At 32.6% G+C, this 21,548-nt stretch carries 21 protein-coding genes and 1 tRNA gene; 11 read left to right on the top strand and 11 right to left on the bottom strand.

Annotated features, from left to right (window positions below; translation table 11 throughout):
- Positions 1-3: 3 nt before the first annotated feature.
- Genes E0I61_RS02120 through E0I61_RS02110 form a run of 3 tightly spaced genes read right to left on the bottom strand, consistent with a single transcriptional unit; the run spans position 4 to position 3,731 of the window.
- The gene (locus E0I61_RS02120) at positions 4-1,683 is read right to left on the bottom strand and encodes a DUF6909 family protein (RefSeq protein ID WP_132069083.1); all 1,680 of its coding nucleotides are present in this window, start codon (positions 1,681-1,683) and stop codon (positions 4-6) included.
- Between the two features lie 36 nt (positions 1,684-1,719).
- On the bottom strand, positions 1,720-3,207 hold the full coding sequence (locus tag E0I61_RS02115) for a GH3 auxin-responsive promoter family protein (RefSeq protein ID WP_132069081.1): 1,488 nt from the start codon (positions 3,205-3,207) through the stop codon (positions 1,720-1,722).
- Between the two features lie 8 nt (positions 3,208-3,215).
- Positions 3,216-3,731 (bottom strand): peptidase, encoded by a 516-nt coding sequence (locus E0I61_RS02110; RefSeq protein ID WP_131990809.1) that lies wholly within the window; start codon positions 3,729-3,731, stop codon positions 3,216-3,218.
- Between the two features lie 211 nt (positions 3,732-3,942).
- Here E0I61_RS02110 and tatA point away from each other — a divergent pair, with 211 nt between their 5' ends.
- Positions 3,943-4,116 carry a twin-arginine translocase TatA/TatE family subunit gene (gene tatA, locus E0I61_RS02105; protein WP_131914599.1) on the top strand — a complete coding sequence of 58 codons (174 nt, stop codon included), beginning with the start codon at positions 3,943-3,945 and terminating at the stop codon, positions 4,114-4,116.
- A 41-nt stretch (positions 4,117-4,157) separates the two neighbouring features.
- Here the strand turns inward: tatA and E0I61_RS02100 are convergent, their stop codons facing one another.
- Complete coding sequence (locus E0I61_RS02100; protein WP_132069079.1) at positions 4,158-6,281, bottom strand: Tex family protein; 2,124 nt, start codon at positions 6,279-6,281, stop codon at positions 4,158-4,160.
- Between the two features lie 64 nt (positions 6,282-6,345).
- On the opposite strand from E0I61_RS02100, the gene E0I61_RS02095 reads away from it, so the two are divergent.
- On the top strand, positions 6,346-6,615 hold the full coding sequence (locus E0I61_RS02095; protein WP_131990813.1) for a DUF1294 domain-containing protein: 270 nt from the start codon (positions 6,346-6,348) through the stop codon (positions 6,613-6,615).
- Here E0I61_RS02095 and E0I61_RS02090 read toward each other — a convergent pair.
- The 3 genes from E0I61_RS02090 to E0I61_RS02080 form a co-directional block, all read right to left on the bottom strand.
- Entirely contained in the window at positions 6,594-7,736 is a 1,143-nt protein-coding gene (locus E0I61_RS02090; RefSeq protein WP_132069077.1) for an ATP-binding protein, read from the bottom strand. The two genes, E0I61_RS02095 and E0I61_RS02090, sit on opposite strands and share 22 nt — an antisense overlap.
- Before the next feature lie 130 nt (positions 7,737-7,866).
- Positions 7,867-8,295 (bottom strand): ribose 5-phosphate isomerase B, encoded by a 429-nt coding sequence (gene rpiB, locus E0I61_RS02085; RefSeq protein WP_131990817.1) that lies wholly within the window; start codon positions 8,293-8,295, stop codon positions 7,867-7,869.
- Between the two features lie 745 nt (positions 8,296-9,040).
- Positions 9,041-9,274 (bottom strand): DUF2007 domain-containing protein, encoded by a 234-nt coding sequence (locus E0I61_RS02080; protein WP_131914594.1) that lies wholly within the window; start codon positions 9,272-9,274, stop codon positions 9,041-9,043.
- A 118-nt stretch (positions 9,275-9,392) separates the two neighbouring features.
- On the opposite strand from E0I61_RS02080, the gene rnr reads away from it, so the two are divergent.
- From rnr to E0I61_RS02060, 4 genes are read left to right on the top strand one after another with little or no spacing between them, the layout of a single operon-like run.
- On the top strand, positions 9,393-11,585 hold the full coding sequence (gene rnr, locus E0I61_RS02075) for a ribonuclease R (RefSeq protein ID WP_132069075.1): 2,193 nt from the start codon (positions 9,393-9,395) through the stop codon (positions 11,583-11,585).
- A 5-nt stretch (positions 11,586-11,590) separates the two neighbouring features.
- Positions 11,591-12,259, top strand: a complete 669-nt coding sequence (locus E0I61_RS02070) for a head GIN domain-containing protein (RefSeq protein WP_132069073.1) — start codon at positions 11,591-11,593, stop codon at positions 12,257-12,259.
- Between the two features lie 40 nt (positions 12,260-12,299).
- Positions 12,300-12,977 (top strand): LysE family translocator, encoded by a 678-nt coding sequence (locus E0I61_RS02065; protein WP_132069071.1) that lies wholly within the window; start codon positions 12,300-12,302, stop codon positions 12,975-12,977.
- Positions 12,978-12,999: 22 nt separating this feature from the next.
- A complete protein-coding gene (locus tag E0I61_RS02060) occupies positions 13,000-13,830 on the top strand; it encodes a hypothetical protein (protein ID WP_132069069.1) in 831 nt (276 codons plus the stop codon).
- Positions 13,831-14,017: 187 nt separating this feature from the next.
- Here the strand turns inward: E0I61_RS02060 and E0I61_RS16235 are convergent.
- A tRNA-Cys gene (locus E0I61_RS16235) sits at positions 14,018-14,088 on the bottom strand.
- Between the two features lie 104 nt (positions 14,089-14,192).
- Entirely contained in the window at positions 14,193-14,552 is a 360-nt protein-coding gene (gene folB, locus E0I61_RS02055; RefSeq protein ID WP_131990825.1) for a dihydroneopterin aldolase, read from the bottom strand.
- 128 nt (positions 14,553-14,680) lie between these two features.
- On the opposite strand from folB, the gene E0I61_RS02050 reads away from it, so the two are divergent.
- The 4 genes from E0I61_RS02050 to E0I61_RS02035 all read left to right on the top strand — a co-directional run bounded on the left by E0I61_RS02050 (position 14,681) and on the right by E0I61_RS02035 (position 18,085).
- Complete coding sequence (locus E0I61_RS02050; RefSeq protein ID WP_132069067.1) at positions 14,681-16,783, top strand: glutamine--tRNA ligase/YqeY domain fusion protein; 2,103 nt, start codon at positions 14,681-14,683, stop codon at positions 16,781-16,783.
- A gap of 303 nt (positions 16,784-17,086) precedes the next feature.
- Complete coding sequence (locus E0I61_RS02045) at positions 17,087-17,416, top strand: YtxH domain-containing protein (protein ID WP_132069065.1); 330 nt, start codon at positions 17,087-17,089, stop codon at positions 17,414-17,416.
- 39 nt (positions 17,417-17,455) lie between these two features.
- A complete protein-coding gene (locus E0I61_RS02040; RefSeq protein WP_131990831.1) occupies positions 17,456-17,809 on the top strand; it encodes a competence protein in 354 nt (117 codons plus the stop codon).
- A gap of 3 nt (positions 17,810-17,812) precedes the next feature.
- Positions 17,813-18,085 carry a DUF6327 family protein gene (locus E0I61_RS02035; RefSeq protein ID WP_131990833.1) on the top strand — a complete coding sequence of 91 codons (273 nt, stop codon included), beginning with the start codon at positions 17,813-17,815 and terminating at the stop codon, positions 18,083-18,085.
- A 27-nt stretch (positions 18,086-18,112) separates the two neighbouring features.
- Here E0I61_RS02035 and E0I61_RS02030 read toward each other — a convergent pair whose 3' ends face one another.
- Positions 18,113-19,102, bottom strand: coding sequence for an SPFH domain-containing protein (locus E0I61_RS02030; protein ID WP_235832048.1), 990 nt, complete (start codon positions 19,100-19,102; stop codon positions 18,113-18,115).
- A 78-nt stretch (positions 19,103-19,180) separates the two neighbouring features.
- Here E0I61_RS02030 and E0I61_RS02025 point away from each other — a divergent pair, with 78 nt between their 5' ends.
- Positions 19,181-19,822: an outer membrane beta-barrel protein gene (locus E0I61_RS02025; protein ID WP_132069063.1), complete on the top strand. Its 642-nt coding sequence runs from the start codon at positions 19,181-19,183 to the stop codon at positions 19,820-19,822.
- 93 nt (positions 19,823-19,915) lie between these two features.
- Here the strand turns inward: E0I61_RS02025 and gltX are convergent, their stop codons facing one another.
- A complete protein-coding gene (gene gltX, locus E0I61_RS02020; protein WP_132069061.1) occupies positions 19,916-21,421 on the bottom strand; it encodes a glutamate--tRNA ligase in 1,506 nt (501 codons plus the stop codon).
- Positions 21,422-21,548: the final 127 nt, after the last annotated feature.

Raw genomic sequence — 21,548 nt, 5'->3', positions numbered from 1 at the left:
TTTTTATTTTGCGTTGAAAATTTGTTCTAATATTTTAATGGTAATCAAATAAGTAGGTTTTACACCCGTAGTTCCCAGCCCGCCTGAAGCCAATGTACTACCGGTTTCCAAAGGATTATCTGATGCATAATACGCATATCTCACTTTGATATCATGAGGAACACTTTTTCTAATTTTTGATGCCGATTGAATGGCTTTTTGGTAATAAGAACCTTCCATTTCCAATCCAATAACTCCCCAAGTTGATTCATAGAAAAACTTCAATAAATCTCTGTTTTGTAATGAAGTTCCCAAAACAGTAACCATTGGTCCGGCAAAAACAGCAATATCATTCCCTTCAAACATATCTGCAGTCAATTCATTTTCGAAAAAATAATTATCCGCAGTTCCTTCATTGATATGTGCGTTCGGAATCATAATATCTCCTTTTCCACCTTCCAGAATTCCCGCTTTTCCCATGATAGAAACTGATTCTACATTAAGTAAAGTAGCTTTTTTATACGGTTTCAATAACTCATCTATCGTTTCATAAGCTTGCTCCCCAAAAGCGTAATCCATAACAATCAATACTGGTTTTTTATCTCCGGTATTTGCCTTTGGAAATGATGTTTTGGACCAATCAATTTTGGCTGTATCAAAAATCTGAACGTCAATATTTGTTCCCGATGTATCCGGCAACGAAATCATTCCGTGTTTCAAAGCTACCGCCGAAACCTGATTTCGAACTTCATGAGCGCCAGACTTACTCAACTCTTCATAAATAAAGAAATCAGATTTGTCTATAAACTTCGTTTTTAAAACCTCAGTGGCAAAAATAGAGTTCATCACACTGTGCATGTTAGCACTAATCACATGAATCGGACGGTCCAAAAGTTGATTGTCTTTTAAAACCTCCTTGATGTTAGTAGCCCAAATTTCACCGTGAATATGATGTCCCAATCGTTCTCTTAAAATAGGACTAAAGGTAATCGTTCTCTTATTATCGTCTACTATTTCTTCAATAGCGAGTTTTCCCAACCAAAAAATAACGTGCAAAAATCGATCTGGCGCCGCCGTTGAACCAAATGCATCATAAATATCCAACACTTCCTCAAATGTTCTCCCCAGAATATTCGCAGCATGGGATATGGCTTTTTCTTTTTCTACAAGGGTCAATTTTTTCTTTTGAGAAACGGCTTGTTCCAGTTTGAACCAATCGCGGGATACTTCTCCGGCGTCATCTAGTAAAACTCTGTTTCTAATTTTGTGTGATTCGATGAAAATAAACGTCAAATGCGTCAAAATATCATAAATATCCGAGCGTCCGCGGGTGATTTCCACATTCATTTGTTCCTCATCGATTCGGTAACAATTGCGGCGTCTTTTTGGCGGAACAATCGCTTGAAAATGAGATTTTGAATAGCCTTCTTCCGAAGTTAAATTGATAAATCGACATTCTTCAATTCCTACCGGAAGACGCTCTATAACGTACAAAAGCCCATTTAATTCTACTTTTTCATCTGCAATATTTCCATATATTTCTGGGCTTAATGCCAATAATGCTTCTCTCAATGTATCTCCAGAAACACCCATTGGCTTATAAAATCCTCTATTGAAAAGATGACGCATGGTGATGTACATTTTTTCAATTGCCGCCGATGATTCTTGCGCTCTAGAGCGTGATATATTTTTGGTCTCTTTCATTTTCTAATTATTTTCTAACCTTCAAAGGTAACTTTTTTATTTATTTTTTAATAAATCTACGATATTTCTGTCATTAGAAAGTCTTGGGATTTTATTTTGTCCACCCAGTTTACCTATCGATTTCATATACTCTTGGAATCCATTTTTAGCCACTTTGGTGACAACCACTTTCCGCAACACTTTCCCCACAATTAAATCATCATAATACATGTTTTGTTTGCGCATCGCATTGTCTAACGCTTCCGCAAAAAACACACTGTCCTCCGGTTCATTCTCAAATTCTATGAACCATTCGTGATACGGTAATCCTTCTGCTGGTGTAATTTGAGGCGCAACAGTAAATTCATTAATGCGGATATTCGTTCCGATAATTGCTTCCTGCAACGCACTTTCTACTTCTTTACCGATCACATGTTCCCCAAAAGCCGAAATATAATGTTTGATTCTTCCCGATACTATGATTCGGTATGGTTTTAAACTGGTAAACTGAACGGTATCTCCAATATTATACCCCCAAAGTCCCGCATTTGTAGAAATAATTAAGACATAATTCACTCCCAGTTCCACTTCTCCGATGGTGTATCGTCTTGGATTTTCAGTATAGAATTCATCACTTTTTATAAATTCATAGAAAATTCCGGAGTTCAAAAGCAGTAACATTCCCTTTTCTTTTTGGGAATCCTGATACGCAAAAAAACCTTCCGAAGCAGGAAATAACTCAATACTGTCTACTTTCCTCCCTATCAGATTCTCAAATTTAGCGCGATACGGTTCGTAATTTACACCGCCGTAAATAAACAAATTGAAGTTTTTGAAAATGTCTCCCACGGGCTTCCCTCCTTTTTGATGTAATTTCTCAAAATACATTTGAACCCAAGACGGAATACCAGAAATGACCCTCATGTCTTTATTAAATGTTTCCTCTACAATCGCATTTACTTTGGTTTCCCAATCCTCGATACAGTTTGTTTCCCAAGATGGCATCCTGTTTTTTTGAAGGTATTTTGGAACAAAATGCGCCACAATTCCAGACAATCTTCCTAATTTAACTCCATGTTTTTCTTCCAATATTGGGCTTCCTTGCAAGAAAATCATTTTGCCGTCAACAAAATCAGCGTTTCCTGTTTCATGTATATAATGTAGAATTGCATTTCGAGCCGCCTCAATATGAAAAGGCATGGATTCCTTAGTCAACGGAATATATTTAGCTCCGGAAGTAGTTCCGGAAGTCTTGGCAAAATAAAGCGGTTTTCCTTTCCAAAGGATATTTTCCTGGCCTTTTACCACCTTATCAACATAAGGTTTCAATGCCTCATAATCCCGAACCGGTACCTGTTTTGCAAAATCTTTCTCATTTTTTATTTGGTCAAAATGATGGTCAATGCCAAATTGTGTTTTCTTCGCTTCTTTGATTAATTTTTGTAAGACCTTCTTTTGAGTTTCAATAGGATTATTGGCCCAAAGTTGTGTTTTTTTGAATATTTTTTGTGCAAATAATTTTGCAGCAGTAGATTTTATTGACATTATTAGAGTTATTTTTTTGTGTCTTGTCTCCTTCCCTTCGGGGAAGTTGGGAGGGGATTTTTTTCTTCTTTCGCTACTTGCTCTCTCAATTCCAATTCTTGCTTTGATGCAGATAAATCAGCTTGAGAAGGTACTTCATCTGCTGCCGAAAGTATCGAATCTTTATTGAATTTTGCATATTCTAACTCTCCTGTCAACACTTTTTGAATCGACTGGATATAGGCTTCGTTTTTCTTTAAGGCTCGTGACAAAGAATCTGATTTTAAAGCCAGTCCCATTGCGTCTTTCTTTAATTTTGAGGAATAATAGCCTGGTATAAATTCTCGTAAAGGAGTAAAAGCAATAACAAAAGTGGTAATGATTGTAATTATTATTGCCCCTAGAGTCGCTACCACAAAAACATTCATTAAAGTAAGTTTCAAAGAAAATGTCTCTTCAAAAGTATCTTCGTTAAGTATTATTAAACGTCGTTTATTGAATAAATTTTCTTTGATTTTGCGTCGTTTTAGTCGTTTTTTTGACATACTTTTTTATTATTGAACAAATATAACAATTATTGTCGTTGATTGTATTCGCTTGTTTTTGTTCACTTTTCTTAAACTAAATTTATTTTTAATAAATTTTTAACGCTTTTAAAACCAAATAAATGTACCAAAATGAGATTCCGTTAACAAATTCTATTTACCTTTGCCTTTAGATTTATTACAAATTTGCTTCGGCATAAATTATCATATTATGAGTAGTATAGGTGTTACAGAAATCCTTGTTATATTGGCCATTGTTTTATTACTTTTTGGAGGTAAAAAAATTCCAGAATTAATGAAAGGTTTAGGAAGCGGAATTAAAGAGTTTAAAAACGCAGCCAAAGACAGTCAACCAGCTGATAAAAAAGAAGAAGAAACAAAATAAAAAAAGGCTTTTCATAATTTGAAAAGCCTTTTTTTTATTTTTTAAAGTATCATACTCAACTGGATACGTTTTCTGCCTTCATCAACCTCAGTGACTTTTACTTGAACATGTTGGTGTAATTTGACCACTTCATTCACATCACTCACAAAACCTGCTTTGAGTTGAGAAATGTGAACCAAACCACTTTCTTTCACTCCAATATCCACAAAACAACCAAAATTGGTAATGTTATTGACAATTCCAGGTAAAACCATTCCTGTTTTTACATCTTTAATCGTTTTTACATTCGGGTCAAATTCAAATACTTTAGCTGCTTTTCTAGGGTCTAATCCCGGTTTTTCGAGCTCTTTAATAATGTCTTTCAAAGTCAAAACTCCAATATCGGGCGTAATGTAATTTTCGGGTTTTATCAAAGCCGTTTTTTCTTTGTTGGCAATCAAATCATTCACTGTAAGTTTCAAATCTTTTGCCATTTTCTCTACAATTCCATACGCCTCGGGATGCACTGCTGAATTGTCCAAAGGATTTTTTGCATTCGAAATTCGAATAAATGCAGCACCTTGTTGATACACTTTTTCACCCAAACGCGGCACTTTTTTAAGTTGTTTTCTATCTTGAAAAGGGCCGTTTTCAGAGCGATATTGTACAATATTTTCGGCCAGCTTCTCTCCTATTCCACTCACATAACTCAACAAATGTTTACTCGCCGTGTTGATGTTTACTCCAACAGAATTCACGCACCGAATCACCGTACTGTCTAATTCTTCTTTTAGCTTATTTTGGTCCACATCGTGCTGGTATTGGCCTACGCCAATGGCTTTTGGATCAATTTTTACCAATTCGGCCAATGGATCTGACAATCGCCGTCCGATAGAAACTGAACCTCGAACTGTGACATCATAATTAGGAAATTCATCTCTGGCAATTTTTGAAGCAGAATACACAGATGCTCCTGCTTCGGAAACGATAAAAACCTGAACGGGTTTATCAAAAGCTATTTTCTTGATGAAGAATTCCGTTTCACGTGAAGCCGTTCCGTTTCCTATTGAAATGGCATCAATTTTATACGAATTCACCATCGAACGAATTTTTTTCATCGCCATGGCTTCCTCTTTTTGTGGCGCATGCGGATAAATGGTTTCATTGTATAACAAATCTCCTTTTTCGTCCAAACAAACAATCTTACAACCACTTCTAAATCCCGGATCGATTGCCAGAATTCGTTTTTCACCCAAAGGCGGTGCCAGTAGTAACTGCCCGAGATTGTTCGCAAAAACCTGAATAGAATTGGCATCAGCCTTGGCTTTTGCTTCTTGCAAGGCTTCATTTGAAATCGCCGGATTCAATAATCTTTTATAGCTGTCCTCGATAGCTAATTGTACGTGTGGCGTGGTTTTATTTTGACCTTTTAAAACTAACGCATCAATAATATCATATGCTTCATTGATATCAACTTCTACTTTAAACTTGATAAAACCTTCGTTTTCGGCACGAAGCATCGCCAACAATCTATGCGAAGGCGCTTTCGTCAACGGTTCTGACCATTCGAAATACTGATTGAATTTCTGGGCTGCTTCTTCGTCTTTTTTAGTTTTTACTACTTTGGTGGTGATGGTTGCTTTGCGTTCGTACAATCTTCTGAGTTGCTTTCGAACATAAATATTTTCATTAATCCATTCGGCAATAATTTCTCTGGCTCCTTGCAACGCTGCTTCTTCATTGATGACATTTTCATTCAAATATTGTGTGGATATAAAATCGACATCGTCATTATTTTGCGCCATAATGATTTTGGCTAACGGTTCCAATCCGTTTTCACGGGCAACATCGGCTTTGGTTTTTTTCTTCTTTTTGAAAGGCAGATAAAAATCTTCCAGTTCTTGTAAATCAAAACTTTGCTGGATTTTTTTCTCTAATTCTGGACTAAGCGCATTTTGTTCCTGAATCGATTTTAAAATCGCTTCTTTGCGTTTTACGATTACTTCATACTCCTTTTGGAGTTTGGCAATTTGTTCTATTTGTACTTCATCGAGATTTCCTGTTGTATCTTTTCGATAACGCGAAATGAACGGAATGGTACAATCTTCTTGTAATAATTGAACTGTGTTTTGAATGTTTATCACTGCAGTGGCAACGACTTTTGATATGAATTGTATATTAGTCATTTTAAATTTAAGATTATAAAATCATGTTGCTAAAATAGTATCTTTGAGTCAAAACTCCTTATTTATGTCTTTTTTATTCTGGTATTTTCCGCTTATTAATTTAGTTGCTTTTTCAATAATAGGAGTTGACAAACGACTGGCCATACAGCAAAAATGGCGTATTTCAGAACGTAATTTATTGCTTACGAGTGTAATTGGCGGAACAATTGGTTCTGGATTAGCGATGCTTGTTTTCCGACATAAAACTTCAAAAACATCTTTCTTATGGAAATTTTTTTTAATTGGTATACTGCAGGTTTTTATAGCATATTTCTATGTTATAAAATCTAAATAATTACTCTTGTTAATGACTTCAAAAGTAGCATCCGGATAGGCTTTTGCGAAAGCGGTAGGAATTTTAACTTTTTTGGTTTCACTCCACTTAAACTCAAATCCAGCCAGTTCTTCTCCCTTTTCTTCAAGCCAGTCTAGTTCTTGCTGATCATAAGTGCGCCAGAAATAATTATTGTTTTTTATTTTTAAATAATTTTGCTTTTTAACGCGTTCTACTGCCAAATAATTTTCCCATAAATCACCTACATCTGTTCTGGAATCTAATCGATTGAAATTATTAATGATACCGTTTCTAATACCATTGTCATAAAAATACCAACGACTGGATTTCACAATTTCCTTTCGAAGATTGCGACTGAACCCTTCTACCTTAAAGATAATAAACACTTTAGAAAGCAAATCTAAATAAGTAGCAACTGTATTTTTAGACATTTGCAACTGATTTGCTAATTCCTGCAACGAAACTTCTTTCCCCAATTGATAGGCTATCAATCGCAGCAAATCATATATTTTATCGGCGTGTTTTATTCCATCAAATACTAAAATATCTTTAAGTAAATACGAATTGATGATTTCATACAAATACTCTTTTTTATCCTCCCAATCTGAATATTGAATCAGTTCCGGATAGCTTCCAAAGAGTAATCTTTCCTCTAATTTTTCTGTAGTTTGTTTGTAATTTTCATATTGGGAATATTCCATTTGTGCTAATGGAAAAAGAAACAAAGTGTTTTTTCGTCCTACTAATGGTTCGCCAAGAGTATTGTTTAAATCAAATATGGAGGAACCTGTTGCAATGATTTTGATTCCTTCAATAGAATCCACAATTAGTTTTAAAATAAGTCCAATATCAGGAATAGTTTGGGCTTCGTCTATAACCAATAAATCAATATTGTGTAATAATCGCTTATAATTCGCTACGGAACGTTCTTTGAGTAAATTAGCGTCATTGATATCTTCTCCGTTCAGTTGTAAATAACTTCCGTCAGGAATAGTTTGAAGGTAATTTTTTAGTAGTTCGGTTTTTCCAACACGACGTGCGCCCAGTAAAATTAATACTTTATTAGGAAGTACTTTTTTACCAAAATCTTGAAATAACGCTCTTTTTAAATAATTTTCCATTCTATTTGATTTAGAAATCTAAACCAAATATAATCAAAAAACATTAATTCAGTCAGTGTATTGACTGAATTAACATTAATTCAGTCAATACACTGACTGAATTAATGTAATTTCAGTCAATTAAAAGTTTCTAGCAAGAAATTTTATCTACACGATTTTGGTGTCTTCCACCTTCAAATTCGGTATTTAAGAAAGCCTCTACCATTTCTACTGCTTGTGGAATTGAAGTAAAACGAGCAGGAATACTAATAATATTCGCATCATTATGTTGACGTGCCAAAACAGCAATTTCTTTCATCCAACATAAAGCAGCGCGAACTTTAGACTGTTTGTTTACTGTCATAGAAATTCCGTTACCACTTCCGCAAATAACAATTCCAAAATCAGCTATTCCTTCAGCAACATCAGTAGCAACAGGATGACCAAAATCTGGGTAATCAACACTATCTGCTGAATCCGTTCCGTAATTAGTTACCTCATGTCCTTTTGCTTTAAGCATTTCGACAATAGCTTTTTTGTAATCTGGTCCTGCGTGATCGTTTCCTATGGAGATTTTCATCTTATATGTATTAAGTTGTGTGGTGCAAATTTAAATAAAGAAATCTAGTTTTGCCGAATTTAAATCTCGCTTCTTTAATTGATTATTACAATTGATAAAAGTCATTAAAAATAAAATTAACAGTAGATTTTATAACTATCAGATTACTATTTGATTAGCGGTTATCAACAATCTCAATAAATCTATAAATAGCTATAAATCAATACGTATTTTATATATAAAATGTTAAAAATTTACATTGTTAATAGTAAAACGCAATTCGCTGATATTCAGTTAACCTTAAATTAACATACAATGTTCATAACTTTAGATAGAATATTAGAAGTTTTTTTGGGTTGTAACCAAAAAATAAGTAATCCAAAACCCATATTAGAAATCCAAATTTAGTTCGTTGAATTTTTAGAATAGTTATCAATATTAAAAAGTAGTTTATCAACAAATTTTAAAAAATTACTTATCTACAAAATCAATTCATTTTAGATTATTAACCATTGTTAATTAAAATTAGAAAAGACTTTAAAACGAAGACTTTAGTATAAAATAACTATGTTGATAAGTCCGTATAACATCTTTAAACTTGGTTTCAACACGTTTTAAAATAAATTTATTGCGACTATTAACACACTATAATAACAACCCAGAAAGAATTTAAATTTAATTTTTCTTTTTGTTTATTTAAATATATGTTGACAACTTTCAAAAAAATTAGAATTCAAAAAATAGATTTTAGACTTCTTATATTGTTTTAAACGATCGTTAGATTGTTATTCAAGTCGTCTAAAAATTTTTGTACTTTTTCAAAATCACTGATGTGAATTTTTAGCTTGATTCCACCGTAAGCAAAACTCCCAAATGGATCGACTGAAACTAAGGTTTCGTTTTCAAAAAAATAGTTAATTTTTTCTTGTTCCAATAAATGCTTCAGCACTACAATTTCATGTGAATAATTAAAAATTGCAATTGTTTGAAAGTCTTCCATTTTGATTGTTTTTATAAAGATACAACTATTCTTTAAAGTTATATTTTCTTTAAAACTGTGTACTCTTTACCGATAACAGTTTAGTATTTTGTAATTTTAGACTTTTAAGAACAGATTTATGAGTAAAAGATTAAGAAAGCCGATAAAAAAAGAGAAAGATTTCTCTGATAAAATACTAAAAATATTATCGCAAAGTGCTAATAAAGCATTCAACTACAAACAAATAGGAGCAAAGCTGGAACTCGACGATACCCAAAGCAGAAATCAAATTATAAAAGATTTGAAGATTCTGGCTTCGCAAAATAAAATTATAGAATCAGAACCTGGCAAATATTTAGTAAAAGCAGTGAGTCAGGATTACTATGAAGGTAAAATTGACATGACGGGACGTAAAACTGCTTATTTTGTTTGTACTGAAATGGAAGAAGATGTTTTTATTCCTACCAATAATTTGAATCATGCTTTCGACAAAGATATTGTCAAAGTGTATGTTTATAATCGAAGAAAAGGGAAAAGACCTGAAGGTGAAGTGATTGAAGTGATTGAAAGAAACAAAACCGACTTTGTTGGTGTAATCGACATTCAAGCTAATTTTGCTTTTGTTTCTACAGCCAATCCAAAAATGTATACTGATATTTTTATCCCAAAGGATAAAATAGGCGAGGCGGAGCAAGGCGATGTAGTTTTGGTTCATATCGAAGATTGGCCAGCCAGAGCCGATAGCCCTTTTGGTTCCGTAATAAAAGTTTTAGGAAAACCTGGAGAACACGATACAGAGATTCATGCTATCCTTGCAGAATATGGATTACCATCAGAGTTTCCTATTGAAGTAGAAACATTTGCACAAAAAATTGATACCTCAATAGAAGAAAGTGAAATTGCTAAACGACGTGACATGCGCGATACGTTGACTTTTACCATTGATCCAAAAGATGCTAAAGATTTTGATGATGCTTTATCATTTAAAAAATTAGAGAATGGAAATTACGAAATTGGTATTCACATTGCAGATGTTTCGCATTATCTTCAAGAAGGAACAATCCTGGATGATGAAGCGTATCAAAGAGCGACTTCGGTTTATTTAGTGGATCGAGTAGTGCCAATGTTACCGGAAGTATTATCAAATTTTGCTTGTTCATTACGACCTAACGAAGAAAAATATACGTTTTCGGCTATATTTGAAATTACCGAAAAATCACAAGTAGTGAATCAATGGTTTGGTAGAACAGTAATTTATTCTGACCAACGATTTTCTTACGAGGAAGCGCAATACATCATAGAAACGAAGGACGATGTTATTCCAGAAGAAATTTCGATAACCGGTAGTTCGTATCAAGTTTCTGAGGAAATTGTCTCAGCGACTCTAAAAATGGATGAATTAGCTAAAATTTTCAGAAAAAGAAGAATGGCCGATGGAGCCATTTCTTTTGATAAAGTAGAAGTAAAATTCAATTTAGATGAAGCAGGAGAGCCTCAAGGAGTTTATTTTAAAGTTTCCAAAGATGCCAATCATCTGATTGAAGAATTCATGCTTTTAGCGAATAAAAAAGTAGCAGAATACATTGGAAAACAAAAGAAAACCTTCATTTACAGAATTCATGATGAGCCAAATGAAGATAAATTAATTGCTATGCAAACGGTAATTGCAAAGTTTGGTTACAAAATCGATTTTAGAAACAAAGGTGATATTTCGAAATCATTGAATGCTTTGATGGAAGAAGTAAATGGTAAAAAAGAACAGAATTTAATTGATACTTTGGCAATTAGAAGTATGAGTAAAGCCAAATATTCTACGGATAACATAGGACATTACGGTTTGGCTTTTGATTATTATTCACATTTTACATCACCAATTCGCCGTTATCCTGATGTAATGGTGCACCGATTATTACAGCATTATCTTGATGGAGGAAAATCAGCCGATGAAGAAACGTATGAAACCAAATGTGTTCATTCTTCCACTATGGAAGGTTTAGCAACCAATGCGGAAAGAGATTCTATCAAATACATGCAGGTAAAATACATGCAAGATCATCAGGATCAAGAATTTTTAGGAGTAATTTCTGGTGTGACAGAATGGGGAATTTATGTGGAAATTATTGAGAATAAATGTGAAGGAATGTGTAGAATTCGAGATATAAAAGACGATTATTACACTTTTGATGAGAAACAATATGCACTAACTGGCGCAACTTCGGGTAAATTATTACAATTAGGAGATGAAATTTACGTTAAAGTAAAAAATGCCGATTTAGTTAAAAAACAACTGGATTTTAATTTTTTAAGAAGAATTGAAGAACCAATAAAATAAAACAAATGAAAAAATTAGTGATTATTGCCTTTGTATTGTTAACTCAAATAACAAATGCTCAGGTATCCAGAAACTTAGGAGATTTTGATGAAGTAAAAGTATTTGATAAAATCAATGTAAAATTAATTTCAGCTTCAGAAAACAAAGTTGTTATAACGGGAGACCGAGCTGATGAAGTAGAAACGGTTAATAAAAATGGAGAATTAAAAATCAGAATGCCTTTTCCAAAACTATTATCAGGGAACAACATTATTGTGAAATTATATTTTAAAAATATTGAAAGCATCAGTGCAAGCGAGGGAAGTTATGTTTCAAGTGAAGCTGATTTTAAACAAACAATGTTGGATTTGAATGCAAAATCTGGAGCAGAGATAAAAATTGAAATAGATGTTGACAAAGTTAATGTAAAGGCAAATTCTGGAGGAATAATTGATATTTCAGGTAAAGCCACAAATCAAGATGTTGTTATTACTTCAGGCGGAATTCTAAAAGCAAAGGATTTACATACAACACAAACATCAATAAGCGTTGCTGCAGGAGGAAAATCTGAAATACATGCAACAACATTGGTTGATGCAAAAGTGAAAGCAGGAGGCTCTATTTTTATCTATGGTAAACCAAAACAGATTAACAAGGAAGTTTTCATTGGCGGTACTATTTCAGAAAAAAATTAGTACTTTGGTTTAGATTTTTGGTAATAAATTTAAATTTTTAATGATAAACGATATTTTATCTGGTATTCCTTGGGGAATCTTCTTAAGTTTTATGATTGGTCCTGTTTTTTTTATTTTACTGGAAACAAGTATTATAAAAGGATTTAGAGCTGCTTTAGTATTTGATTTAGGCGTAGTTTTAGGAGATATTGTTTTTATTGGAATTGCTTATTTAGGCAGTTACAGGTTGATTCAAAGTTTAAAAGATCAACCGGCACTTTTTATTTTTGGAGGTGTATTGATGGTAGCTTATGGTATAATTTCCTTTATACAATTAAAAAAAGAAGAAAAAATAAATACGGATATTATTGACAGGGAAATAGTGAAAAAAAACTATTTAAGCCTTTTCATAAAAGGATTTCTGTTAAACATTATCAATATAGGTGTTCTTGGTTTTTGGTTGGCCATTATTATTTCAGTAGGACCAAAACTAGAAATGCAAACCTCTAGAATGACAACTTTTTTTATATCAGTAGTAGCTTCTTATTTATTTATAGATTGTATTAAAATACTATTAGCCAAGCAATTAAAAACAAAACTAACACCTGTAAATATTCTTAAAATTAAGAAAGGAATCAGTATTGTAATGATGGTTTTTGGGATGGTTTTAATCACCCAAGGTTGGTTTCCGGAAGAAAAAGCAATGGTTAAAAAAGCATTTGAGAAAATAGATAGATAATATATTTATTAAATCACTTGGTATGAAAACACGTTATTCACTTTTAATTATTTTTCTATTTTGTACTAAAAGTTTTGCTTGTGATTGCAATATGCCACCATTAGTAGAGGAATTTACTACTTCTGATTATGTTTTCGAGGGGATTGTTACTTCAAAAAAATATAGCAAAGATTCTTTAACTTATAAAATTACTTTCGAAATTTATAAGCATTACAAGAATGGGGATAAACCTAAAAATTTAAGTTTTATTTTAAGTTCTGAATCAAAATATAAAAAAATAATTACTTCTTGCGATTGGAGCGTTAATCTTAATGAAAAGTGGTTGGTTTATACTAGTAAATCTACTATTGGTGAATTATATTTTAGTAAATATTGTTCAAATTCTCAACTTCTTCAAAATGAACCCTTATATTCTGGTTATCAAAGATGGTTAGATAATGGAAATTTATTAAAGGTTGATAATTTTATTTATAATAATGAATTTAGAACTAATTTCTCAACTTCAAATTCAAGTATTGATTCTGTTTTTAAGAATGGTAAGAAAAAAGAATATATAGAAAACTATACCGGATTATATCTATTAATTGATAATAAAGGTGTTCTAAAGTCTGCGAATATTCAAAAACAAATTATTCCAGTTTACGATTCAATTTTTGGATTACAAACTGATATAAAAATTGATAATAATGTAATACTAACTGAATTTCAAAAAGATGCAATAGATTTAGTTATGCGAAAAAAAAGTTGGGAAATTAGAAAACATCCTATTTCTAATATTCCTGTTTCTTATTTTCAGGTTTTACATATTGAATATGATTTAAAAAATAATGAATGGAAATACGAACTTAGATAAATATCATTTATTTGGTATGAATATTTTAAATGTAAACAAGAGCTTTTTTGTTTAATAAAATGGATTAAAAAACCTCCAAATTACTTTGAATATTTTAGAGTTTTGTCTGGATTCGAACTATGCTTTTCTTAATTTTTTCTAAAAATTTGACATAAAAAAAACCTCCAAATTGCTTTGAAGGTTTTAGAGGCATCGTCCGGATTCGAACCGGAGTAGGAGCTTTTGCAGAGCCCAGCCTAGCCGCTCGGCCACGACGCCATTGTTAAACGGATGGCAAAAGTACTTAAAAAGTTTAAAAGTTAAAAGCTTAAAGTTTAAAAGTTTCAAAAAATATTTTTTTGCCCTTTTTAAACATCTCTTATTTAACTTCTATATTCTTCCATTTCTATAGTAACTGCTTCAACATCACCACCAATAGGAGGATTTAGTTTAGAAACTTGTAAAATAATTCGTGAAATTTCAGGAATTTCACGAAAAATTCGGGTTACGATACGATTTGCAACATGCTCTAATAAGTTCGATCGTATAGCCATTTCCTCCTCAACAATGCTATTTAAAAGCACATAATCCACAGTATCTTTCAAATCATCTGATATGCTGGATTTTCTTAAATCGGTTTTGATTTCTAAGTTTACTGAATAATCAGACCCAATTTTACCTTCCTCGATTAAACAACCGTGGTAGGAGTAGGTTCTGATATTTTTAAGTTTTATAATTCCCATTTTTATTTTTGTTTAAAGTGTAAGGTTTAAGGTTGGTGGCACGGTCTTTTAACTTTTTATAGGTTTCTAGAGAACTTTAAACCTTAAACCTTAAACTTTTTTTATCTTTGCTAAAATAAAACAAAAAAATGTCAACTGAAGAAAAATCACTCCATTTTATAGAACAAATCATTGAAGACAGTTTATCAAAAGGTTTTCCCCAAGATAAATTACGTTTCCGTTTTCCACCAGAACCTAATGGGTATTTACACATAGGTCATGCTAAATCGATTTGCTTGAATTTTGGATTAGGATTAAAGTACAATGCGCCAATTAACTTGCGTTTTGACGATACAAATCCAGCCAAAGAAGAGCAGGAATATGTAGATGCTATAAAAGAAGATTTGCAATGGTTGGGCTTCAATTGGGCCGAAGAAAGGTATGCATCGGATTACTTCCAACAATTGTACGATTGGGCTGTAAAAATGATTAAAAACGGTAAAGCTTACGTTGACAGTCAATCTTCAGAAGAAATGGCGGAACAAAAAGGAACGCCTACACAACCAGGAGTTGATGGACCTTATAGAAACCGTTCGGTTGAAGAAAATATTACTTTATTCGAAGGAATGAAAAATGGTGATTTTCAGGAAGGAAGCCATGTTTTGCGTGCCAAAATTGATATGACTTCGACTAATATGTTGATGCGTGATCCATTGATGTATCGTGTTTTACACCGCCATCATCACAGAACGGGTAACGATTGGAAAATCTATCCAATGTATGATTTTGCACATGGCGAAAGTGATTATATAGAACAAATTTCGCATTCTATCTGTACGCTAGAATTTGTGATGCACCGGGAATTGTACAACTGGTTTTTGGACCAAATTTATGATGACTCAAAAGTAAAACCCCATCAATATGAATTTGCGCGTTTGAACTTGAATTACACCGTAATGAGCAAGCGAAAACTGTTGCAATTGGTTCAGGAAAATATTGTAAACGGTTGGGATGATCCAAGAATGCCAACTATTTCAGGATTGAGAAGGAGAGGATATACAGCGAATTCTATTCGTAAATTTTGTGAAATTATTGGTGTTGCCAAAAGAGAAAATATAATTGATTTTTCACTTTTGGAATTTTGCTTGCGCGAAGATTTGAATAAAACGGCTCTAAGAGTTATGGCGGTTTTAGATCCGATAAAATTGGTGATTACGAATTATCCGGAAGATAAAGAAGAATGGCTGGAAGCTGAAAACAATCAGGAAGATGAAAGTGCCGGATTTAGAAAAGTTCCTTTTTCAAAAGAATTATTTATTGAAAGAGAAGACTTTTTAGAAGATGCTCCGGCGAAGTTTTTCCGATTGAGTTTAGGCAGAGAAGTACGTCTAAAAAATGCCTATATCATTAAAGGAGAAAGTGTTATAAAAGATGCCGTTGGAAATATCACTGAAATTCATGTAACATATGATGAAGACAGCAGAAGCGGAAGTGGGAGTGAAGCGAGTCAACGTAAAGTGGCAGGAACCTTGCATTGGGTTTCTATAAAACATGCTTTAGAAACAGAAGTTCGCCTTTACGATCGCTTGTTTATCGATGAAGCACCGGACAGTCATAAAGAGAAAAACTTCTTGGAATTCATGAATCCTAGTTCGTTACAAATTGTAAAAGGATTTGTAGAACCAAGTTTGGCAACGGTTCAATCCGGAGAGAAATTCCAGTTTCAACGATTGGGTTATTTCAATGTTGATAAAGATACAACAGAAGGTAAAATTGTCTTTAATAAAACCGTTGGATTGAAAGATGCATGGGAAGAAAAAGGTAAAAAAGAAGAAAATTTATTGATGAATACTCAAAAAGAAATCAATAAATATGTAAAAGAAAAGGATGAAAATAATGCTAATTTGATTCTAAACAGTATTGTTGAGAACATTAAAAGTATTGATAATTACAGTTTAATCATTCAGACTATTGTCAAAAATATCAAGAATGATAATAACTCGTTGTTGTTTTCTAATTTGATTTTGCATCATTCAGATAAAGTGCAGGTAAAAGATATCGAAGAAGAAGCTTTGACAAAATTATATACGATGTCATTAAAAAGTCAAATGGCAGCCGTTAGAATTTTAGCCATTGAAAATTTACAAAATGATTTGAATAATTTTAATCTTTTTAAAGTTCAACTTTCAGAATTAAAAACGAACGAGAAAAACGAAAAAGTGTTACAATTATTAAATGATCTTAAAATATAAGGTTTATTTTTTAAATAGATTTTATCAATCAAATGCTCTCTTTTTAGAGGGCTTTTTTTATTATTGTAATTTCTTATAAAAATACTGTTTTTAATGTTTTTTTTCAATTAAAAACGACGTCCATAAATTGATTTTAAGACAATTTTTTAGAATAAACAACACTCAATACAAAATTCAAATAAACGCGCGATAGCTTGCTTTTATTTGCTTTTTGTCTTGTAAAATTGCACTTTAACGAGTTGTTAACGGGTTCTTGTTAATAAATCTGTATCTTTATGAAACAAACTTTTAAAATTAAGAATCATGTCGAATAATTCAGGAAATACATTATTGGCTCTTTTGACTGGAGCAGCTATTGGAGCTGGAATAGGAATTTTGTTTGCACCAGATAAAGGTTCAAAAATAAGAGAGAAATTAAAAGAAGGTTTTGATGATGCTAAATGTGAATTAAAAAATAAATTGGATACTGCATCTTTAGAATTGAAAGATAAATTCACAAGTGCAAAATATGACTTAGAGGGAACATACGAAGAATTAGTTTCAAATATGAGTCACAAGACCGAAGATGTAATTTCTTTTTTGGAAGAAAAATTAGCGGAGTTAAAAAGACAAAACGCAAAGCTTCAAAAATAATCTTGATTTACCCATCTAACAAATCTTAAAACTAAGCGTATGGCTTTTGAAGAATTAAAAGAAAATACAGAGGATATACAAGAACAAATACAAGCTTATATCCAGAGCAATGTATCTTATTATAAATTATGGGGTTTCAAAGTAGCAATGAAATCAACCACAATGATTCTTAAGTTTACCTTGATTTTTTTATGTTTGAGCATGGTTTTATTATTTTGTTCTATTGCTGGAGCTTTAGCAATTGGTAAATATTTAGATAGTTATTGTTTAGGATTTTTGATTATTGGAGGAATATACCTTTTATTATCGGGCCTTTTATTCACCATTAGAGATAAATTTTTTGAAGGATCAGTATTGGAGAAATTTTCTGAAATATTTTTTAACGACGACTAAATTATGGAAACAAAAAAATATTCATCCTATGCTCAAATTGATAGGGAACTTGAGATTTTAAAGATTGAAAAAGAAATCAGTTATCAAAAATTGGTTTTTGGAGTAAAGAAAACCAAAGAAAGCTTTTCGCCTCAGCATATTGTAAGTGATTTAATAGGATCGTATAGTTCTGCTATTCCTTATGGAGCAATCGTTTCTACAGCGGTTCCTTTTATATTGAATAAAGCAGTTCCATTTATTAAAAATTGGATAACAAAAAGAAAAAGAGGCAATTAAGCCTCTTTTTTTTTGAATTCAAGTAAATTATTCTTCCATTTTCGGGGCTTCTGGAGCTTCCGGTTTTTCAGGTGATTCTATATTATTTTCTCTTTTGGAAACTCTTTTTCCATTTCTTTTTTTCATCAATTCGCCTACTTGATTGGAAGCACTGAAGGACGCAATCATATTGTTGAGCATGTCACTTCCGGCTTGTGGAGAATTAGGCAATAAAATCAAATTTGAATTTGCATCAGCACCAATGGCTTGTAACGTATCATAGTGTTGTGTTACTACGATTAAAGCCGAGGCTTCTTGGGAGTTTATCCCAACTCTGTTCAAAACATCCACACTTTCTACTAAACCTTTGGCAATTTCTCTTCTTTGGTTGGCAATACCTAGTCCTTGTAATCGTTTGCTTTCAGCTTCAGCTTCGGCTTTGGCTACAATTCTAATTCTGGAGGCTTCCGCTTCAAATTCAGCTACTGTTTTTTCTCTATCAGCAGCATTAATTCTGTTCATGGCATTTTTTACTTGAATATCCGGATCAATATCCGTTACCAAAGTATTAATAATAGTATACCCATACGTAGTCATAGCCTCATTTAATTCCCCTTTTACCGCAATGGCTATATCATCTTTTCTTTCAAAAACATCATCCAGTTTTAATTTTGGAACTTCGGCACGAACCACATCAAACACATAAGAAGTAATTTGATCGTGCGGATATTCCAGTTTATAAAAAGCATCATAAACGGTTTCTTGAATTACCATAAATTGAACTGAAACTTTTAGTTTCACAAAAACGTTGTCTTTAGTTTTTGTTTCAATGATAACATCTAATTGTTGAATTTTAAGATTCACACGTCCTGCAATTCGATCTATTAAAGGAATTTTCAAATGCAAACCGGATTGTCTGATACTTAAAAATTTTCCAAATCGCTCTACAACAACGGCCGTTTGTTGTTTTACCGTAAAAAACGAAGACAGTAAAATGAAGAACCCAAAGACCAGTAGGATAATTAATGCAATGTTCATAATATTTTTGTTTTTAGTTAAAAATTATCTCACAATTTACAAAAAAACTTTAGGTTTGTCTTTGTAAATTTTAAATATATGAGAAAGATATTGCTTACTTTACTTTTTGTTTTCATTTCCATCACAGCCTTTTCTCAATATGAATATAGGGATTCAAATAGGATAGGAATTGCTTTTGGAGTCAATCAATTTACTTTAAACACGAATAACTTTCAAACCAAACCTGAATTGGGTTGGAATGCAGGACTTTCTATGCGGGGAAATTTCTATAATAATTGGGATATGGTATATACTATTCAATTTAGTGAGAATAATTTTTCTGTTGCTACGAACACTTTGACTTTGGCAAAGGAAGATGTGAACTATAAATTGGCGTCAGCTCAAGTATCTTTACAATTGAGTTACAGACTTATTGAAAATCATTTGAGTTTGGAGTTTGGACCCATTGTTCAAGTAAACGGAAAATTAAATATCGATAATAATGACGCAAACAATGTTATTTCTGGGACAACCTTGTTAGCCAAAGATATTGTAGATATTTCCAAGTTTAATTTTTATCCAACAGTAGGAATCACTTTTGGAGTTCGTCATTTCAGAGCCAATGTTTCCTATCAATATGGAGTTAATAACATGCTTGAAAACTTAAATAACAAGAATTTAGGGGTCAATTTCAAAGGAAATCCTGGAATAGTAAATGGAAATTTGATTATTTATTTGTAACGAATTACATAAGAATGAAAGTAAGAAGGCTCAAAGTTCACTACGTTTATTTAGTGAACTTTGAGCCTTCTTGATGAACTTTGTATTTAAAAACTACAAAGCAGCTATTGCTTTTTGAATTCTGTTAACCGTTTCGTCTTTTCCAATTACTTCAACGATATCAAATAGGTGAGGACCTTTGAGCGCACCAACTAAACTCAAACGAAACGGTTGCATTACTTTTCCCATTCCAATTTCGTTTTTTGTCATCCAGTCTTTGACAATGGTTTCGATATTCATAGAAGTGAAATCGGTAATTTCCTCCACAACTGAAATTAATTCCTGCATTAATACCGGAGTTTCGGCTTTCCAGTTTTTGCTTGCTTTTTCATCATAAGCTTTTGGAGCCACAAAAAAGAAATCACTCATTTCCCAAAATTCAGAAACAAAATGCGCACGTTCTTTGATTAAAGAAACCACTTTTGTTAGAACATTATCAGCTACAGAAAAACCTTTTTCAGCCAAAATAGGAGCATAGGTTTTCGCCAAAGTTGTATCTTCCTGTTTGATTAAATACTGATGATTGAACCATTTGTTTTTTTCCGGATCAAATTTAGCGCCAGATTTATGAACTCTGTTCAAGTCAAATGCTTCAACTAATTCTTCCAGCGTAAATAATTCTTTATCCGTTCCGTCATTCCAACCTAATAATGCTAAAAAGTTGATTACGGCTTCCGGGAAAAATCCTTTTTCTCTGTAACCTGATGAAATGCCTTCTGCGGTTTTCCAATCCAATGGAAATACAGGAAATCCCATTTTATCACCATCACGTTTGGATAATTTTCCGTTTCCAACAGGTTTAAGAATCAATGGCAAATGTGCAAATTCCGGTGCTTCCCAACCAAATGCTCTGTATAATAAAACATGCAAAGGCATGGAAGGCAACCATTCTTCACCACGAATTACGTGTGACGTTTCCATTAAATGATCATCTACAATATTAGCCAAGTGATAGGTTGGCATTCCGTCACTTTTAAACAATACTTTATCGTCTAAAAGATTCGTTTCAAATTTCACATCGCCACGAATAATGTCATGCAAATGCAACGTTTCATTCACCGGAGTTTTAAAACGGATTACATAATGTTCTCCATCAGCAATTCTTTTGGCAGTTTCGTCTGCAGAAATCACTAACGAAGTGTCCAGTTTCTCTCTGTTATGGTGATTGTATATAAAGGTTTTTCCTTGTTCTTCTTCTAGTTTTCTTGCTGCATCCAAAGCTTCTGCTGTATCAAAAGCATAATACGCATTCCCGGAATTGATCAATTCAGCAGCATATTGTTGGTACAAATCTTTTCTTTCGCTTTGACGATACGGACCAAATTTTTCGTTTTTACCAATGGTCTCATCTGGCGCAATTCCTAACCATTCCAGTGCTTCCATAATATATTCTTCGGCACCTGGAACAAAACGGTTTTGATCCGTATCTTCAATTCTCAGGAAGAAAACACCATTGTTTTTTTTGGCAAACAAATAATTGAATAATGCGGTACGAACTCCGCCAATATGTAAAGGTCCAGTTGGACTTGGTGCAAAACGCACCCGAACTTGTTTAGACATTGCTGTAAATTTTTTGCGAAGATACAAATTCGATTACTCAATTGGATTATCTGAAAATGAGATAATGTAAGATTAATGAGTTTGATGATTTTTAACATTTCTTTATTCATATAAATTATTACTTTTA

Origin of the sequence: Flavobacterium ranwuense (assembly GCF_004349315.1) — a bacterium.
GTDB lineage: Bacteria > Bacteroidota > Bacteroidia > Flavobacteriales > Flavobacteriaceae > Flavobacterium > Flavobacterium ranwuense.
The sequence above is the reverse complement of the archived record's forward strand: the minus strand, read 5'-3'. Positions and strand labels throughout refer to the sequence as shown.

Coding starts and splice junctions, on each gene's coding strand:
- E0I61_RS02120 (WP_132069083.1), bottom strand. CDS start 1,683: ATGAAAGAGACCAAAAATATATCACGCTCTAGAGCGCAAGAATCATCG.
- E0I61_RS02115 (WP_132069081.1), bottom strand. CDS start 3,207: ATGTCAATAAAATCTACTGCTGCAAAATTATTTGCACAAAAAATATTC.
- E0I61_RS02110 (WP_131990809.1), bottom strand. CDS start 3,731: ATGTCAAAAAAACGACTAAAACGACGCAAAATCAAAGAAAATTTATTC.
- tatA (WP_131914599.1), top strand. CDS start 3,943: ATGAGTAGTATAGGTGTTACAGAAATCCTTGTTATATTGGCCATTGTT.
- E0I61_RS02100 (WP_132069079.1), bottom strand. CDS start 6,281: ATGACTAATATACAATTCATATCAAAAGTCGTTGCCACTGCAGTGATA.
- E0I61_RS02095 (WP_131990813.1), top strand. CDS start 6,346: ATGTCTTTTTTATTCTGGTATTTTCCGCTTATTAATTTAGTTGCTTTT.
- E0I61_RS02090 (WP_132069077.1), bottom strand. CDS start 7,736: ATGGAAAATTATTTAAAAAGAGCGTTATTTCAAGATTTTGGTAAAAAA.
- rpiB (WP_131990817.1), bottom strand. CDS start 8,295: ATGAAAATCTCCATAGGAAACGATCACGCAGGACCAGATTACAAAAAA.
- E0I61_RS02080 (WP_131914594.1), bottom strand. CDS start 9,274: ATGGAAGACTTTCAAACAATTGCAATTTTTAATTATTCACATGAAATT.
- rnr (WP_132069075.1), top strand. CDS start 9,393: ATGAGTAAAAGATTAAGAAAGCCGATAAAAAAAGAGAAAGATTTCTCT.
- E0I61_RS02070 (WP_132069073.1), top strand. CDS start 11,591: ATGAAAAAATTAGTGATTATTGCCTTTGTATTGTTAACTCAAATAACA.
- E0I61_RS02065 (WP_132069071.1), top strand. CDS start 12,300: ATGATAAACGATATTTTATCTGGTATTCCTTGGGGAATCTTCTTAAGT.
- E0I61_RS02060 (WP_132069069.1), top strand. CDS start 13,000: ATGAAAACACGTTATTCACTTTTAATTATTTTTCTATTTTGTACTAAA.
- folB (WP_131990825.1), bottom strand. CDS start 14,552: ATGGGAATTATAAAACTTAAAAATATCAGAACCTACTCCTACCACGGT.
- E0I61_RS02050 (WP_132069067.1), top strand. CDS start 14,681: ATGTCAACTGAAGAAAAATCACTCCATTTTATAGAACAAATCATTGAA.
- E0I61_RS02045 (WP_132069065.1), top strand. CDS start 17,087: ATGTCGAATAATTCAGGAAATACATTATTGGCTCTTTTGACTGGAGCA.
- E0I61_RS02040 (WP_131990831.1), top strand. CDS start 17,456: ATGGCTTTTGAAGAATTAAAAGAAAATACAGAGGATATACAAGAACAA.
- E0I61_RS02035 (WP_131990833.1), top strand. CDS start 17,813: ATGGAAACAAAAAAATATTCATCCTATGCTCAAATTGATAGGGAACTT.
- E0I61_RS02030 (WP_235832048.1), bottom strand. CDS start 19,102: ATGAACATTGCATTAATTATCCTACTGGTCTTTGGGTTCTTCATTTTA.
- E0I61_RS02025 (WP_132069063.1), top strand. CDS start 19,181: ATGAGAAAGATATTGCTTACTTTACTTTTTGTTTTCATTTCCATCACA.
- gltX (WP_132069061.1), bottom strand. CDS start 21,421: ATGTCTAAACAAGTTCGGGTGCGTTTTGCACCAAGTCCAACTGGACCT.